Below are 13,291 nucleotides of genomic sequence, written 5' to 3' on the forward strand. Positions count from 1 at the left end.
ACACAGCAGGTGGCAGAGGCCGAAACGTACAAACGGCTTCGTCATGACCACGAGAAGGAAGAGATCTCAAGAATGCCTCCGAAGAAGAAGATCGCAGCGCTCGTCAAGGTGCAGCTGCAGGCCGGCTCCGCGACCCCGGCCCCGCCGGTCGGTACCGCGCTCGGTCCGCACGGCGTCAACATCATGGAGTTCTGCAAGGCGTACAACGCCCAGACCGAGTCCATGCGCGGCAACGTCGTCCCCGTCGAGATCACCATCTACGAGGACCGCTCGTTCACCTTCATCACGAAGACCCCGCCGGCCGCTGAGCTGATCAAGAAGGCCGCCGGCCTCAAGAAGGGCTCGTCCGTCCCGCACAAGGACAAGGTCGGCAAGCTGACCAAGGACCAGGTGCGCGAGATCGCGACCACCAAGATGCCCGACCTCAACGCGGAGGACATCGACGCCGCGATGAAGATCGTCGAGGGCACCGCCCGCTCCATGGGCGTCACCACCGACTGATACGTGGGAGAGCCGCGCTGGCTCGCTAACCACATCTCCTCTTAACTACCGAAGGAATCACCATGCAGCGCAGCAAGACCTACCGCGCGGCGTCGGAGACGTTCGACAAGAACGAGCTCTACGCCCCGCTGGCCGCGATCAAGATCGCCAAGGGCTCCAGCAAGAAGAAGTTCGACGAGACCGTTGACGTCGTCATGCGTCTCGGCGTCGACCCCCGTAAGGCCGACCAGATGGTGCGCGGCACCGTCAGCCTGCCCCACGGCACCGGTAAGACGATGCGCGTCATCGTCTTCGCCGCTGCTCCGGACAAGGCCGAGGCCGCTCGCGAGGCCGGTGCTGACGTCGTCGGTGCCGACGACCTCATCGAGAAGGTCTCCGGTGGCTGGCTCGACTTCGACGCCGTCGTCGCGACCCCCGACATGATGGGCAAGGTCGGTCGCCTCGGCCGCGTGCTCGGCCCGCGTGGCCTCATGCCGAACCCGAAGACCGGCACCGTCACCCCGGACCCGGCCAAGGCCGTGACCGACATCAAGGGCGGCAAGATCGACTTCCGGGTCGACCGTCACGCCAACCTTCACTTCATCATCGGCAAGGCCTCCTTCTCCGAGGCTCAGCTCGCTGAGAACTACGCCGCTGCTCTCGAGGAGGTGCTTCGTCTGAAGCCGTCCTCCTCCAAGGGCCGCTACCTGAAGAAGGTCACCCTCTCGACCACCATGGGCCCCGGCGTCCAGGTCGACCCCAACCGCATCAAGAACGTGGCGGCTGAGGACGAGGCCTGAGCCTCGACCGAACACACGAGCGCCGCTGCCCGGTTTCGGGCGGCGGCGCTCGTCGCATGTGGGCGCTGCGTACGGCCTGTTTCGGTTCTTCCGTCACCGCCGCCCCGGCCGACCGCCCGAACGCCCGGTGGACACGGCCGCGAAGAGCCACTGTGACTTGTGGGCCGCCGTTCTCGATTGGTGCACGATCTCATCACGATGGTTCGCCACCTCAAGGGGTAGCGGGCCGTCGGTGTCCAAAGACACGTAGAGTGCCCCGCATGAATCTGCGGAAGCTCGCTGCTGCCCTGACCGTTCCAGCCCTCGGCCTGGCGCTCGCCGCCTGCGGTGGCGGCGACGAAGGTGGCACCTCCCCGTCGGGTGCGAAGCTGGTCAAGGCCGACACCCTGACCATCTGCACGCACCTTCCTTACAAGCCGTTCGAGTTCAACGAGGGCGGCGAGGTCGTCGGCTTCGACATCGACGTGCTCAAGATCGCGGCCGATGCGGAGAAGCTCGAGACCGAGGTCGTCAACATCGGCTGGGAGACCATCGTCTCCGGCGAGGCGCTCAACTCCGGCAAGTGTGACGTCGCCGCGGGTGCGATGACGATCACCGAGGAGCGCGAGAAGGTCATGGACTTCACCGAGCCCTACTTCGAGGCGACCCAGGCCCTGATGACCAAGAAGGGCGCGGGCTACACGGCGCTCGAGGACCTCGGTGGCAAGACCGTCGCGGTCCAGGAGGCCACCACCGGTGCCGACTACGTCAAGGAGAACGCCCCCGAGGACACCAAGATCATCACGCTCGAGGACTCGGCGCTGATGATGCAGGCGGTCAAGTCCGGCAAGGCCGACGCCGGCGTCAACGACAACGGTCTGCTCTACGACTTCGTCAAGGACAACTCGGAGATGGAGATCACCAGCGAGTTCCAGACCGGTGAGGCGTACGGCTTCACGGTCAAGAAGGGCGGCAACGACAAGCTGCTCGAGGTGCTCAACAAGGGCATCAACGACAAGGCCGCCTATGACGAGGTCTACAAGAAGTGGTTCGGGGAGGCTGCCGCGCAGTGACCAACGCGGCAGTGGTTCCCAAGAAGCGGATGTCGCCGCGCAAACGCGCGGCGCTCGTCCGCTACATCCAGTACGCCATCTTGGTGCTGCTGGTCGTCGTCCTAGCCCTGATCGCCGACTGGGGTGAGATCAGGCGGGCGTTCTTCGACATCGACATCGCCTCGCAGCTGTTTCCCGATGTCATCCTGATCGCGCTCAAGAACACGATCATCTACACCGCCTGCGGCTTCGCCTTCGGTCTGGCGCTGGGACTGGTCTTGGCGCTGATGCGGCTCTCGAGCGTGGGTCCGTACCGGTGGATCTCCACCGGCATCATCGAGCTCTTCCGTGGGCTGCCGGCGCTGGTCGTCTTCCTGGTGCTCGGCCTCGGCTTGCCAATCGCCTTCGGTGTGAACCTCGGCAACATCGCCACGGTGACGCTGGCGCTCGGTCTGGTCGGCGGCGCCTACATGGCCGAGACGATCCGCGCGGGCATCCAGGCGGTGCCGAAGGGGCAGTACGAAGCGGCCCGCACCCTGGGCATGACCCACACCCGGGCGATGGTCACCATCGTGATCCCGCAGGCGTTCCGCATCATCCTGCCGCCGTTGACCAACGAGCTGATCCTGCTCACCAAGGACTCCTCGCTGGTCTACATCCTCGGTCTGTCGTTGGAGGAGTACGAGCTGACCGCGTTCGGCCGGGAGAACATGAACGCCTTCGCCAACCTGACCCCGATGGTCACGATCGCGCTGTGCTACCTGCTGATCACGGTGCCGCTCTCGATCGTCGTACGCCGCATGGAAGCCAAGTCCGGGAAGGCCCGCTGATGACCCAGACGGAGACGACACCGGCTGCCGAGCGCGGCGCGGCGGTGATCGACGTACAGAACCTGCACAAGTACTTCGGCGACAACGAGGTGCTCAAGGGCATCGACTTCCACATCGCGCGGGGAGAGGTCGTCTGTGTGATCGGGCCCTCGGGCTCCGGGAAGTCGACGCTGCTGCGCTGCGTCAACCTGCTCGAGGAGCCGACCAGCGGCACGATCCTGGTCGACGGCGAGGAGATCACCGACCCCGACGCCGACGTGGACGCGCTGCGAGCACGGATCGGGATGGTCTTTCAGCAGTTCAACCTGTTCCCGCACATGACCGTGCTGCGCAACCTGACGGTCGCGCAGGAGAAGGTCCTGAAGCGCGGAAAGGCGGAGTCGCTGGAGATCGCTCGGGCCAACCTGGAGAAGGTCGGACTCTCGGACAAGGCCGATGCCTACCCGGCTCACCTCTCCGGTGGCCAGCAGCAGCGCGTCGCCATCGCGCGGGCGCTGTCGATGAACCCGGACATGATGCTCTTCGACGAGCCGACCTCGGCGCTGGACCCTGAGCTCGTCGGGGACGTTCTGGCGGTCATGAAGGACCTGGCTGCCGAGGGTATGACCATGATGGTGGTGACCCACGAGATGGGCTTCGCCCGCGAGGTCGCCGACAAGGTCGTCTTCATGGACGGTGGCGTGATCGTCGAGGAGGGCCTTCCTGCCGACGTGCTCGGCAACCCCCAGCACGAGCGCACTCAGGCGTTCCTTGCCCGGGTGCTCTGAGGCTTGATGTTCACCGAGCTACCTCGGTGAACAGAAACGGGCGACCGGAGCGGTGACCGCAGCGAGAACGAGGCAGAGGCCCGCGCCCGCGAGCCAGACGATCGGTGTCCCGAGAGACATCAGTCCGGTCGCGAGCATCGGCCCGATCGTCTGTGCGATGCCCCAACAGGTTCCGTACGCCGCCAGGTAGCCCGCCCTCGAGCCGTCGGTCGCCAGACCGGCCACGAGGGCGATCGGCGGGCCGAGCAGGAGCACCTCGCCGAGGGCGACGATCGCGCAGCCGAGGGTCAGCAGTGGGAACGGTGCTGCGTACGCGATCACGGCGAAGCCGGCCGCCATCAGGACCAGTCCTGCGCGCATCAGCGAGAACGGCCGCCCGGCGGCGCCGCGGAGCAGTCGTTGGCCGGCGATCGTGACCAGCGCTGCGACCAGGAGCAGCCAGCCGGTGGCTGCGGCGTCGTGTCCGCGAGCGGAGACGGTGAGGGGGAGGGCGACCGTGCTCAGGATCCATGCGGTCGCGAAGCCGGTGCCGAGCGCGAGCATCGTCAGGAGCCGGCGGTCACGCCAGGGGCTTGCGCCAAACCCCTCCCGGGACGAGCGCGGACTGCTCGTGTCGCGTACGAGCGCTAGGACCAGCGCCGCTGCACACAAGCAGGTGAGGGCGTCGGCGACGAAGAGAAGTCGGAGGTCGATGTCGCCGATGATCGCCGCCAGTGCACCTGCTGCGACGCCGGCGACCGCCATCGCGGCGCCGTAGAGTCCGTAGGCCTGTGGCCGCCGCTCGACCTCCACAGACTCCGCGATCAGCGCCTGGGAGGCGGGCTCGTAGATCTCGTACGCCAACCCGAGCAGTGTCGCGCCCACCAGCGCGCCGGCGACTCCGGCAGATGCGGCTATGACCACCTGGGCCACCGCGCAGGCGACCAGTCCTGCGACGATCGTCGGTCGTCGGCCCACCGTGTCGGCCATCCACCCGCCGAGCAGCCTCGACGGGATGGTGGCGACACCAAAGGCCGTCACCACCGCACCGGCCGTGGCGAGGGAGGCTCCGTGGACCTCGACCAGGGTGACCGCCAGGAAGGCCATGGCGAAGGAACCCAGCCGGTTCACCGCCCGGGCGATGACCAGCACGACGAGGGATCGCGGCCACCGTGTGTCTTGGTGACTGGTCAATGGTTGAATGACGGTCATGACTGAGACGGTAGGGCCTGAGTTGGTGACTGGTCAAATACATTTCGACAGTCACGTGCGTACCGTGACCGAGCAGGCGTGCAAGCTCGTCAACGCGCTGACCCCGGGGCACGACGGCACCCGCCCGGTGCAGCCGCCTCCGTCTGGCAGGCGGGCGCAGGTCGTGAGCGACCTGCTGGCCCGTCCCGACTACCGGCCCCAGGTCGAGGAAGCCGATGCCGACGGGATGGTCGCGCTCGCCGAGTCGCTGCGGGTCGTGTTCGAGGCTGCGGCCGGCGGCGACCTCGACACCGCTGCCACCGCGGTCAACGCGCTCATGCGGGAGATGGGCTCGGTCCCGCAGCTCGACCGGGCCCGAGGGGGCGGCTGGGCGCTGCACTTCCACGGTCGCGACCCCGGCCTCGTCATCGGCTGGGGCGCGGGCATCGCCGCCGGGCTCGCATTGGCGATCGGCTCGGATCTCGCCGGCCGGCTGGGCGTCTGCCAGGCGCCTCCCTGTGACCGCGTCTTCGTCGACACCTCCAAAAACGCCGGCCGCCGCTTCTGCTCCACGCGATGCCAGAGCCGCGTGAAGGCGGCCGCACACCGCGCGCGCCAGAGGTAGTCCGGGGCGTTTCCGTCCATCTACCGGCGGGTAATGGACAGGAACGTCCCGGACTACCTGGCTAGGGTGGCGGCGTGCGAACAGATCCCGGGACGGTGGACTGGTCTGCGGCGCTCGAGTGGGCCCAGGAGAGGCTGGGCGATCCGGCCGGTGACGTACGACGCCTGTCCGGCGGCTGGACCTCGACGATGTTGGCGATCTCGGGCGACGGCCACGAGCCGGCGGTGCTTCGGCTGATGACCAATGAGCCGTGGCGTACGCACGGCGAGCTGCTCACGACCCGGGAGAGCGAGATCCAGCGGATGCTCGCGACCACCGAGGTGCCGGCGCCCCGGTCGCTCGCGCTCGATGCGACAGGTGAGCACTGCGGCCACCCGGCCCACCTGATGACGCTGCTTCCCGGGGCGATCGAGCCGGGGCGGACGGACGAGACCTCCCTCCTGCGGCTCGCGGAGATGCTGGCCGGCATCCACGCGGTCGAGCCGACGATCGACGTACGCAGCTACCAGTCGTGGGCGTGGGAGGCGAAGTACGTCGTGCCGGCGTGGGCCACCGACGCAGGCCTGTGGCAGGACGCGTTCGCGCTGCTGCGCGGCGAGCCACCGGCGTACGACCCCTGCTTCATCCACCGTGACTTCCAGCCGCGCAACGTGCTGTGGGATCGCGGTGAGATCACCGGGATCGTGGATTGGGTCGAGACGTCGGTCGGGCCGGCCTGGCTGGACGTGGCCCACTGCGCGACCAATCTCGCGCTCACCCACGGCAGTGAGGTCGCCGACCGGTTCGCCGATGCGTACGCCACGACGACCGGCCGCCCGCGACAGCCGTACTTCGACGTGATGGACGTCGTCGGCTTCCTCCCGCCACCGGGCAGGGCGTCGTTCATCACCGATCCGGCCGAGCTGGCCCGCCTCGAGGAACGGCTTGCCGTGGTCCTGACGAGATGCCGCTGAGGCCGGCCGCCGTTGCCAGTAGGGTCGGCGTCGTGCCCACGCCTGACGACTACTTCGTGACTCTCGGTGAGCTGCAGACCGAGTTCGCTGCCGCGCTGAAGCAGGCCGACCCGGACCTGCCGGTCCCGTCCTGCGACGACTGGTCGGTCGGGGACCTGGCCGACCATCTGGCCGGGGTGCACCATTGGGCGGCAGCGATGGCGCGGGACGAGGACGAGGTGCCTCTGCCGGTCCCGTTGGACCTGGTCGCGGCCTACCAGGAGCAGGCCGCCGAGCTGCGCGAGACGCTCTCGACGCTCGGTCCGGAGGCGACCGGCCGGATCCTCAACGGGCTGACCGACGACGGCCTCGGGCCGGTCTCTTTCTGGTTCCGGCGCCAGGTGCACGAGACCCTGGTCCACCTCTGGGACATCCGCTCGGCTCTCGGGCTCGCGGCCCCCGAGGCGACCCCGGAACTCTGGGCCGACACCGTCGACGAGGTGCTGACCGTGATGTACCCGCGACAGATCGCCCTGAAGCGCACGCGAAAGGTCGTCACCCGCATCGAGCTCACCGCCACCGACATCGACCAGACCTGGGCGATCGGGGCGCCGAACGCGGTGCAGAAGGTGTCGGTCACCGGCACGGCTCGTGACCTCGCGCTCCTTCTCTGGGGGCGTACGCCGCCCACCGCCGCCGAGCTGACCGTCACCGGCGACGAGGCAGCCCTGGCTGAGGCACTGTCTCGAGCGCTCGTTCCGTAGCCGCGCCCGAGAGGCGGGCACGGTCGGCGCGGCCGGTCCAGTAGCCGACCCAGACCGCCCCGGCGAGCGAGAACAGGCCGAGCGCGACCGGTGCGGCCGCGATCGAGAAGACCGCGGCCAGGCCCGAGACCAGGAGCGGCCCGCCGGTGCCGCCGAGGTCGCCGCACAGCCGCCAGCCGCCGAGGAACTGCGCGCGTCCGTCGGCCGGCGCCGCATCGGCGCCGAGCGTCATCACGATCCCCGAGCCGAGGCCGTTGCCGATGGCGATCAGCGCCATCACCGCGCCCAGGCTGAGCGCGTCGTGGGTGAGGGGGAGCAGCAGGCAGCCGAGGCCGACGGCGAACACCACTGGGATCGCCACGATCTGACGCCCGCGGTGGTCGAGCAGCCAGCCGCCCGGGATGGTGAGCGCGATGTCGACCAGCGCCGCCCCGGCGAAGAGGAGCGACACCACCGAGGCCTCGAGATGGATGTGGTCGGCCCAGAGGGGGAGCAGACCGGTGCGTACGGACCGTGAGATCCCGATGATCACCACCGCGATGCCCAGGGTGGCGAAGGTCCGGCGGTGGGTCCACAGCACGCTGCGTACGCTCAGGTGCCCCTGCTCGCGCGCGCGGGTCCGGCCGAGCTCGGGCATCCAGCCGCCGATCACCGCCGAGCACAGCGACATCGTGGCCGCGAACAGGAAGACCGCGGAGAGCCCGAAGAGATGGATGAGGCCGGCGCCGAGCAGCGGCCCGACGAAGACCCCGAGCCGGAACGAACCGCCGAGCAGCGACATCGCCCGCGCCCGGTGAGAGGGCGGGGTCGCGTCGATGAGGAAGCCCTGCCGTGCGATCAGGAACGCCGTCCAGCTCATCCCGCTCACGAAGACGGCGATGGCGAGCACGGCGACCGAGCTGCTGAGGAACGCCACCGTCATCGCGACCGCGTCGAGCGCACCTGCTCCCATCAGCGTCCGCCGCTCGCCGATCCTCGCGACCAGCGACCCGGCGGGCAGCGAGGTGGCCAGCGACCCGATCCCGAGGAGCGCGACCACGAACGCAGCCGCGGACGCGTCCGCGCCCAGGTCGGAGGCCCGGAGCGCGAGGACGGGCATCACCGCACCGTGCCCCATGGAGCTGACGATCGAGGGCGCGTACGCCACCACCGCGATGTCTCGGAAGCGGAACTCCTGGGTCGTCGTCTCCGTCGTCACGCCTTTACTCTGCCCTATTCGTTACCAAGGCTCACTATTTTTATGGCAGCGCGAGACGACCGGAGCGAGGTCGAGCGGCGAGCTTGCTCGTCCGCTCGCGCCGAGCGAGGGAGTGACCGCGCGAAGCGCCGAGACGTCACCCCCGTCGACCGAGACGTCACTCCGGTCGGTCGAGTGGGCACCGCGATGCCCACTCGACCGACGCGGCTGACGCCTCGGCGGGGATCGTCACCAGCGGGAGTGGACGGCCTCGCGGAAGTGCGTGTCGTAGATCCGGCGTACGCCGGAGAGCAGCTCGTCCGAGAGCGCCGGGAGCGAGCCGGCGGCGGAGTTCGCATGGGCCTGCGAGGTGTTGCGGGCGCCGGGGATGACGGTGGTGACGCCGGGCTGCTGGGCGACCCAGGCGAGAGCGACCTGCGCGGGGGTGGCGCCTTCCGGGCCGTGCGAGGAGACCAGCGCGGCGAACTCCTGGGCCGCCTCGACGCCGGTCGCGAAGTCGACGCCGGAGAAGGTCTCGCCGACGTCGAAGGCCTCGCCGTGGCGGTTGTAGGTGCGGTGGTCGTCGGCGGCGAACGTCGTCGACTCCGAGTAGCGCCCGGACAGCAGCCCGGATGCCAGCGGCACCCGGGCGATGACCCCGACACCAGCCTCCGCGGCGGCGGGGAGCACGCGGTCCAGCGGCTTGAGTCGGAACGCGTTAAGGATGATCTGGACGGAGGCCACGTGGGGCCGCGCGATGGCGGCCAGGGCCTGGTCGCAGGTCTCGACGCTGACGCCGTACGCCGCGATCACGCCTTCCTCGACCAGGGTGTCCAGCGCGTCGTAGGTGGCCGTGGACTCGATGGTCTCCGACGGCGGACAGTGCAGCTGCACCAGGTCGATCGTGTCGACGCCGAGGTTGGTGCGCGAGCGGTCCAGCCACTCGCGGAACGCGGCCGGAGTGTAGTTGGACGGGACCTGATCCACCCGGCGTCCCATCTTCGTCGCGACGAAGATGTCGTCGTGCGACCGCAGGAACCGTCCGATGACCTGCTCGCTGCGACCGTCGCCGTAGACGTCGGCGGTGTCGAGGAAGGTGACCCCGTCGCCGACTGCCGCTTCGAGGACCGCCAGGGCGTCCGACTCGCTGACCTCGCCCCAGTCGGCGCCGAGCTGCCAGGTGCCGAGACCGATGACCGACGCCGTGCGCCCGATCCTTCCGAAGGTGTGGCTCTCCATGGCTGCAAACGTAGCGCTCACCGCCGATTTGGCGGCACCCCGCGGCGTACGCATAATTGTCGTCTGAAACCAGAGACCGCCGGTTGTCAGGTGTGCATGCACCCGATCGAAGGTTCCGCAGGATGCGGACGGCCAGCGTAGGTGAAGAGCAAGACGAGATCGTACGTCACGCCCTGAGCCTGCGCTCGGGGCGTTTGTCATTCACGGGCCCTCGCCGGTGGGATCGATTCCCGGAAGAAGGAGACCCATGGCGCGGGCTGACAAGCAGGCTGCCGTTGCCGAGATCGCTGACGAGTTCAGCGCCTCGAGCGGCGTCGTGCTGACCGAGTACCGTGGTCTCACCGTTGGCGAGCTGAAGACTCTTCGTCGCTCGCTCGGTGAGAGCGCTAACTACGCCGTGGTCAAGAACACGCTGGCCAAGATCGCTGCCTCCCAGAGCGGCATCGAAGGCTTCGATGACCTGCTGACCGGCCCGACCGCGATCGCCTTCATCAAGGGTGACGTCGTCGAGGCGGCCAAGGGTCTGCGTGACTTTGCCAAGGCCAACCCCAACCTTGTCATCAAGGGCGGGTACCTCGACGGCAAGGCCATCGACGCTGCTGAGGTCGGCAAGCTTGCCGACCTCGAGTCGCGCGAGGTCCTGCTCGCCAAGCTTGCGGGCGCGTTCACCGCGACGATGTCCCAGGCTCTGTACGCCTTCAACGCTCTGCCCTCGAAGACCGCGCAGCTCGCTGCCGCTCTCGAGGCCAAGGCCGCGGAGGACCCCTCGATCCTCGCAGGTGGTGCCGCTGAGCCGGCTGCCGCCGAGGAGGCTCCGGCCGAGGCGTGATCGCCCCGGTCGTAACTAACCACCACCTGTAACCCGGCTCTGCCGCGTACTCAAAGAAATACGCACAGGGCCACCACGAAAGGAAATGCCATCATGGCGAAGCTCTCCACCGACGAGCTGCTCGACGCTTTCAAGGAGCTCACCCTCATCGAGCTCTCCGAGTTCGTCAAGGCCTTCGAGGACACCTTCGGTGTCACCGCTGCCGCTCCGGTCGCCGTTGCCGCTGCCGGCGCCCCGGGCGCCCCGGCCGCCGCCGCTGCCGAGGAGAAGGACGAGTTCGACGTCATCCTCGAGTCCGCCGGCGACAAGAAGATCAACGTCATCAAGGAGGTGCGCGCCCTGACCTCCCTCGGTCTGAAGGAGGCCAAGGAGCTCGTCGAGGGTGCCCCCAAGGCCGTCCTCGAGGCCGCCAACAAGGAGACCGCTGACAAGGCGAAGGAGGCCCTCGAGGCCGCCGGCGCCACGGTCACCGTCAAGTGATCTGAGGGCTTCGGCCCTTGAGCCCGGGTTCGGCGGTTTCCGCCGGGCCCGGGCTTTCTACATCGCGGAAACAGTTCCGCCACAGATCGGTCAAGCTGCAGCGCAGCGCTCCGATCGTTCCAACCGCGGGAGGCTACTCGGGAGTAGCCTCCCGCGGTTTGTTTCGTTATCTTGAACACACGCCGAGCGCGGCGGTCGCGATCCGACCGTCGACGTGTTCGCAGGGGGAGCTCGTCTCGGGTGGTGATCATCATCGCCGGTCGCAGACCAATATGGTTTACAAAAGTGTGACGCGTGTCGCAGGAAGTGCGTAACCCCCGTCACAGTCTGCCGTTAGTCGGGCAGTGGGGACTTGAGGGAGACCTCCGCGAACAGGAAGGGAGCCGGCCCGGATGGGTGTAGACGTAAAGATCGAAGGGCTGACCAAGAGCTTTGGTAAGCAGCTCATCTGGAAGGACGTCACGCTGACGCTGCCCGCGGGCGAGATCAGCGTGATGCTCGGGCCGTCCGGCACCGGTAAGTCGGTGCTCCTCAAGACCCTGATCGGTCTGATCAAGCCCGATCAGGGATCCGTGGTCATCGAAGGCGTCGACATCGCCAGCTGCTCGGAGAGGGACCTCTACGAGGTCCGCAAGCTCTTCGGCGTGCTGTTCCAGGACGGCGCCATGTTCGGCTCGATGGACCTGTTCGACAACGTCGCGTTCCCGCTTCGTGAGCACACGAAGAAGAGCGAGTCCGAGATCCGCAACATCGTCATGGAGAAGATGGACCTGGTCGGTCTCATCGGCGCCGAGAACAAGCTCCCCGGTGAGATCTCCGGCGGTATGCGCAAGCGTGCCGGCCTGGCGCGTGCTCTCGTCCTCGACCCGGAGATCCTGCTCATCGACGAGCCCGACTCCGGTCTGGACCCGGTGCGTACGGCGTTCATCAACCAGCTCTTCATCGATCTCAACGCGCAGATCGACGCGACGTTCCTGATCGTGACCCACGACATCAACTCGACGCGTACGGTGCCGGACAACATCGGCCTGCTCTACCACAAGCACCTGGCCATGTACGGGCCCCGCGAGATGCTGCTCAGCTCCGAGGAGCCCGTCGTGCGGCAGTTCCTCAACGCCCAGACGATCGGTCCGATCGGCATGTCGGAGGAGAAGGACGCCGACGAGCTGGCCGCCGAGAAGGACATGGGCCTGCCGCCGCTTCCTCCGATCCCGATGCAGCTCGAGCCGTCCAACGGCATTCCCCGCAAGTACCAGCGTCCTCCGGGTGCCTGGTGCCGCGAGAACGGTGTCACCCCGCCGCCCGGGTCGTTCCGCCCGGACGCGGCCATGGCCCCCGGCGGCGTGAAAGCTAACCCCACAGAGGCTCCTCACTGATGTCTTCTCTCACCACCGCCAGAGTCCTGAAACCGATCGGGACCGCTGGCACGCTCTTCGCGTTCGGGCTGGACGTGGGGCGCGCCGTGTTCCGGCGCCCCTTCCAGTTCCGCGAGTTCATCCAACAGGCGTGGTTCATCGCGTCGGTGACGATCGTCCCGACCGCGTTGGTCGCGATCCCCTTCGGGGCCGTCATCGCCCTGCAGGTCGGTGGACTCGTGGCACAGTTCGGTGCGCAGTCGTTCGTCGGTTCGGCCGCGGTCCTCGCGGTCGTGCAGCAGGCTGCCCCGATCGCGACCGCACTGTTGGTCGCGGGGGCCGGCGGGTCGGCGATCGCGGCGGATCTCGGCGCGCGAAAGATCCGTGAAGAGCTCGACGCGATGATGGTTCTGGGCATCGACCCGATCCAGCGTCTGGTGGTTCCGCGTGTGCTCGCCGCGATGCTGGTCGCGGTCTTCCTCAACGGTCTGGTCTCGATCGTCGGCGTCATGGGCGGCTACTTCTTCAACGTCGTCATCCAGGGAGGCACCCCGGGCGCCTACCTGGCCAGCTTCACCGCGTTGGCGCAGATGGCGGACCTGTGGCAGGGCCTGGCCAAGGCCCTCGTGTTCGGTCTGATCGCGGCGATCGTGGCCTCCTACAAGGGCATGAACGCGGGCGGAGGACCGAAGGGTGTCGGTGACGCCGTGAACGAGTCGGTCGTGATCACGTTCCTGCTGCTGTTCATCGTGAACTTCGTGATGAGCGCGATCTTCCTGCAGATCATCCCGAGCAAGGCCGGTTAGGAGGGC

At 68.0% G+C, this 13,291-nt stretch carries 15 protein-coding genes; 12 read left to right on the forward strand and 3 right to left on the reverse strand.

The window, feature by feature from the left end; translation table 11 throughout:
- Positions 1 to 72 precede the first annotated feature (72 nt).
- From rplK to ACFVDI_RS21800, 5 genes are all read left to right on the forward strand, one after another.
- Positions 73 to 501, forward strand: a complete 429-nt coding sequence (gene rplK / locus ACFVDI_RS21780) for a 50S ribosomal protein L11 (RefSeq protein WP_008362894.1) — start codon at positions 73 to 75, stop codon at positions 499 to 501.
- A 62-nt stretch (positions 502 to 563) separates the two neighbouring features.
- The gene (gene rplA, locus ACFVDI_RS21785; RefSeq protein ID WP_378910078.1) at positions 564 to 1,280 is read left to right on the forward strand and encodes a 50S ribosomal protein L1; all 717 of its coding nucleotides are present in this window, start codon (positions 564 to 566) and stop codon (positions 1,278 to 1,280) included.
- Positions 1,281 to 1,540: 260 nt separating this feature from the next.
- Positions 1,541 to 2,332: a transporter substrate-binding domain-containing protein gene (locus tag ACFVDI_RS21790; RefSeq protein ID WP_378910081.1), complete on the forward strand. Its 792-nt coding sequence runs from the start codon at positions 1,541 to 1,543 to the stop codon at positions 2,330 to 2,332.
- Entirely contained in the window at positions 2,329 to 3,141 is an 813-nt protein-coding gene (locus tag ACFVDI_RS21795) for an amino acid ABC transporter permease (protein ID WP_378910085.1), read from the forward strand. The genes ACFVDI_RS21790 and ACFVDI_RS21795 overlap by 4 nt, the downstream gene beginning before the upstream one ends.
- On the forward strand, positions 3,141 to 3,908 hold the full coding sequence (locus tag ACFVDI_RS21800) for an amino acid ABC transporter ATP-binding protein (RefSeq protein WP_378910089.1): 768 nt from the start codon (positions 3,141 to 3,143) through the stop codon (positions 3,906 to 3,908). Before ACFVDI_RS21795 ends, ACFVDI_RS21800 begins: the two co-directional genes overlap by 1 nt.
- A gap of 18 nt (positions 3,909 to 3,926) precedes the next feature.
- Here ACFVDI_RS21800 and ACFVDI_RS21805 read toward each other — a convergent pair whose 3' ends face one another.
- Positions 3,927 to 5,099, reverse strand: a complete 1,173-nt coding sequence (locus tag ACFVDI_RS21805; RefSeq protein WP_378910093.1) for an MFS transporter — start codon at positions 5,097 to 5,099, stop codon at positions 3,927 to 3,929.
- Positions 5,100 to 5,154: 55 nt separating this feature from the next.
- Here ACFVDI_RS21805 and ACFVDI_RS21810 point away from each other — a divergent pair, with 55 nt between their 5' ends.
- From ACFVDI_RS21810 to ACFVDI_RS21820, 3 genes are all read left to right on the forward strand, one after another.
- On the forward strand, positions 5,155 to 5,703 hold the full coding sequence (locus tag ACFVDI_RS21810; protein WP_378910095.1) for a CGNR zinc finger domain-containing protein: 549 nt from the start codon (positions 5,155 to 5,157) through the stop codon (positions 5,701 to 5,703).
- Positions 5,704 to 5,777: 74 nt separating this feature from the next.
- Positions 5,778 to 6,656: a phosphotransferase family protein gene (locus ACFVDI_RS21815; RefSeq protein ID WP_378910099.1), complete on the forward strand. Its 879-nt coding sequence runs from the start codon at positions 5,778 to 5,780 to the stop codon at positions 6,654 to 6,656.
- Positions 6,657 to 6,688: 32 nt separating this feature from the next.
- The gene (locus ACFVDI_RS21820; protein WP_378910102.1) at positions 6,689 to 7,399 is read left to right on the forward strand and encodes a maleylpyruvate isomerase family mycothiol-dependent enzyme; all 711 of its coding nucleotides are present in this window, start codon (positions 6,689 to 6,691) and stop codon (positions 7,397 to 7,399) included.
- On the opposite strand, the gene ACFVDI_RS21825 is transcribed toward ACFVDI_RS21820, so the two are convergent.
- Both ACFVDI_RS21825 and ACFVDI_RS21830 read right to left on the reverse strand, forming a co-directional pair.
- On the reverse strand, positions 7,344 to 8,597 hold the full coding sequence (locus ACFVDI_RS21825) for an MFS transporter (protein ID WP_378910105.1): 1,254 nt from the start codon (positions 8,595 to 8,597) through the stop codon (positions 7,344 to 7,346). The genes ACFVDI_RS21820 and ACFVDI_RS21825 overlap by 56 nt on opposite strands.
- A gap of 228 nt (positions 8,598 to 8,825) precedes the next feature.
- Positions 8,826 to 9,815: an aldo/keto reductase gene (locus ACFVDI_RS21830; protein ID WP_378910108.1), complete on the reverse strand. Its 990-nt coding sequence runs from the start codon at positions 9,813 to 9,815 to the stop codon at positions 8,826 to 8,828.
- A 247-nt stretch (positions 9,816 to 10,062) separates the two neighbouring features.
- On the opposite strand from ACFVDI_RS21830, the gene rplJ reads away from it, so the two are divergent.
- The 4 genes from rplJ to ACFVDI_RS21850 all read left to right on the forward strand — a co-directional run bounded on the left by rplJ (position 10,063) and on the right by ACFVDI_RS21850 (position 13,285).
- Positions 10,063 to 10,644: a 50S ribosomal protein L10 gene (gene rplJ, locus ACFVDI_RS21835; RefSeq protein WP_165110521.1), complete on the forward strand. Its 582-nt coding sequence runs from the start codon at positions 10,063 to 10,065 to the stop codon at positions 10,642 to 10,644.
- 93 nt (positions 10,645 to 10,737) lie between these two features.
- A complete protein-coding gene (gene rplL / locus ACFVDI_RS21840) occupies positions 10,738 to 11,124 on the forward strand; it encodes a 50S ribosomal protein L7/L12 (RefSeq protein WP_008362878.1) in 387 nt (128 codons plus the stop codon).
- A gap of 392 nt (positions 11,125 to 11,516) precedes the next feature.
- Positions 11,517 to 12,500, forward strand: a complete 984-nt coding sequence (locus ACFVDI_RS21845; protein WP_378910111.1) for an ABC transporter ATP-binding protein — start codon at positions 11,517 to 11,519, stop codon at positions 12,498 to 12,500.
- A complete protein-coding gene (locus tag ACFVDI_RS21850) occupies positions 12,500 to 13,285 on the forward strand; it encodes an MlaE family ABC transporter permease (protein WP_378910114.1) in 786 nt (261 codons plus the stop codon). The genes ACFVDI_RS21845 and ACFVDI_RS21850 overlap by 1 nt, the downstream gene beginning before the upstream one ends.
- Positions 13,286 to 13,291 lie beyond the last annotated feature (6 nt).

Source organism: Nocardioides sp. NPDC057767 (assembly GCF_042798275.1).
In the GTDB taxonomy this organism is placed as follows: Bacteria; Actinomycetota; Actinomycetes; order Propionibacteriales; family Nocardioidaceae; genus Nocardioides.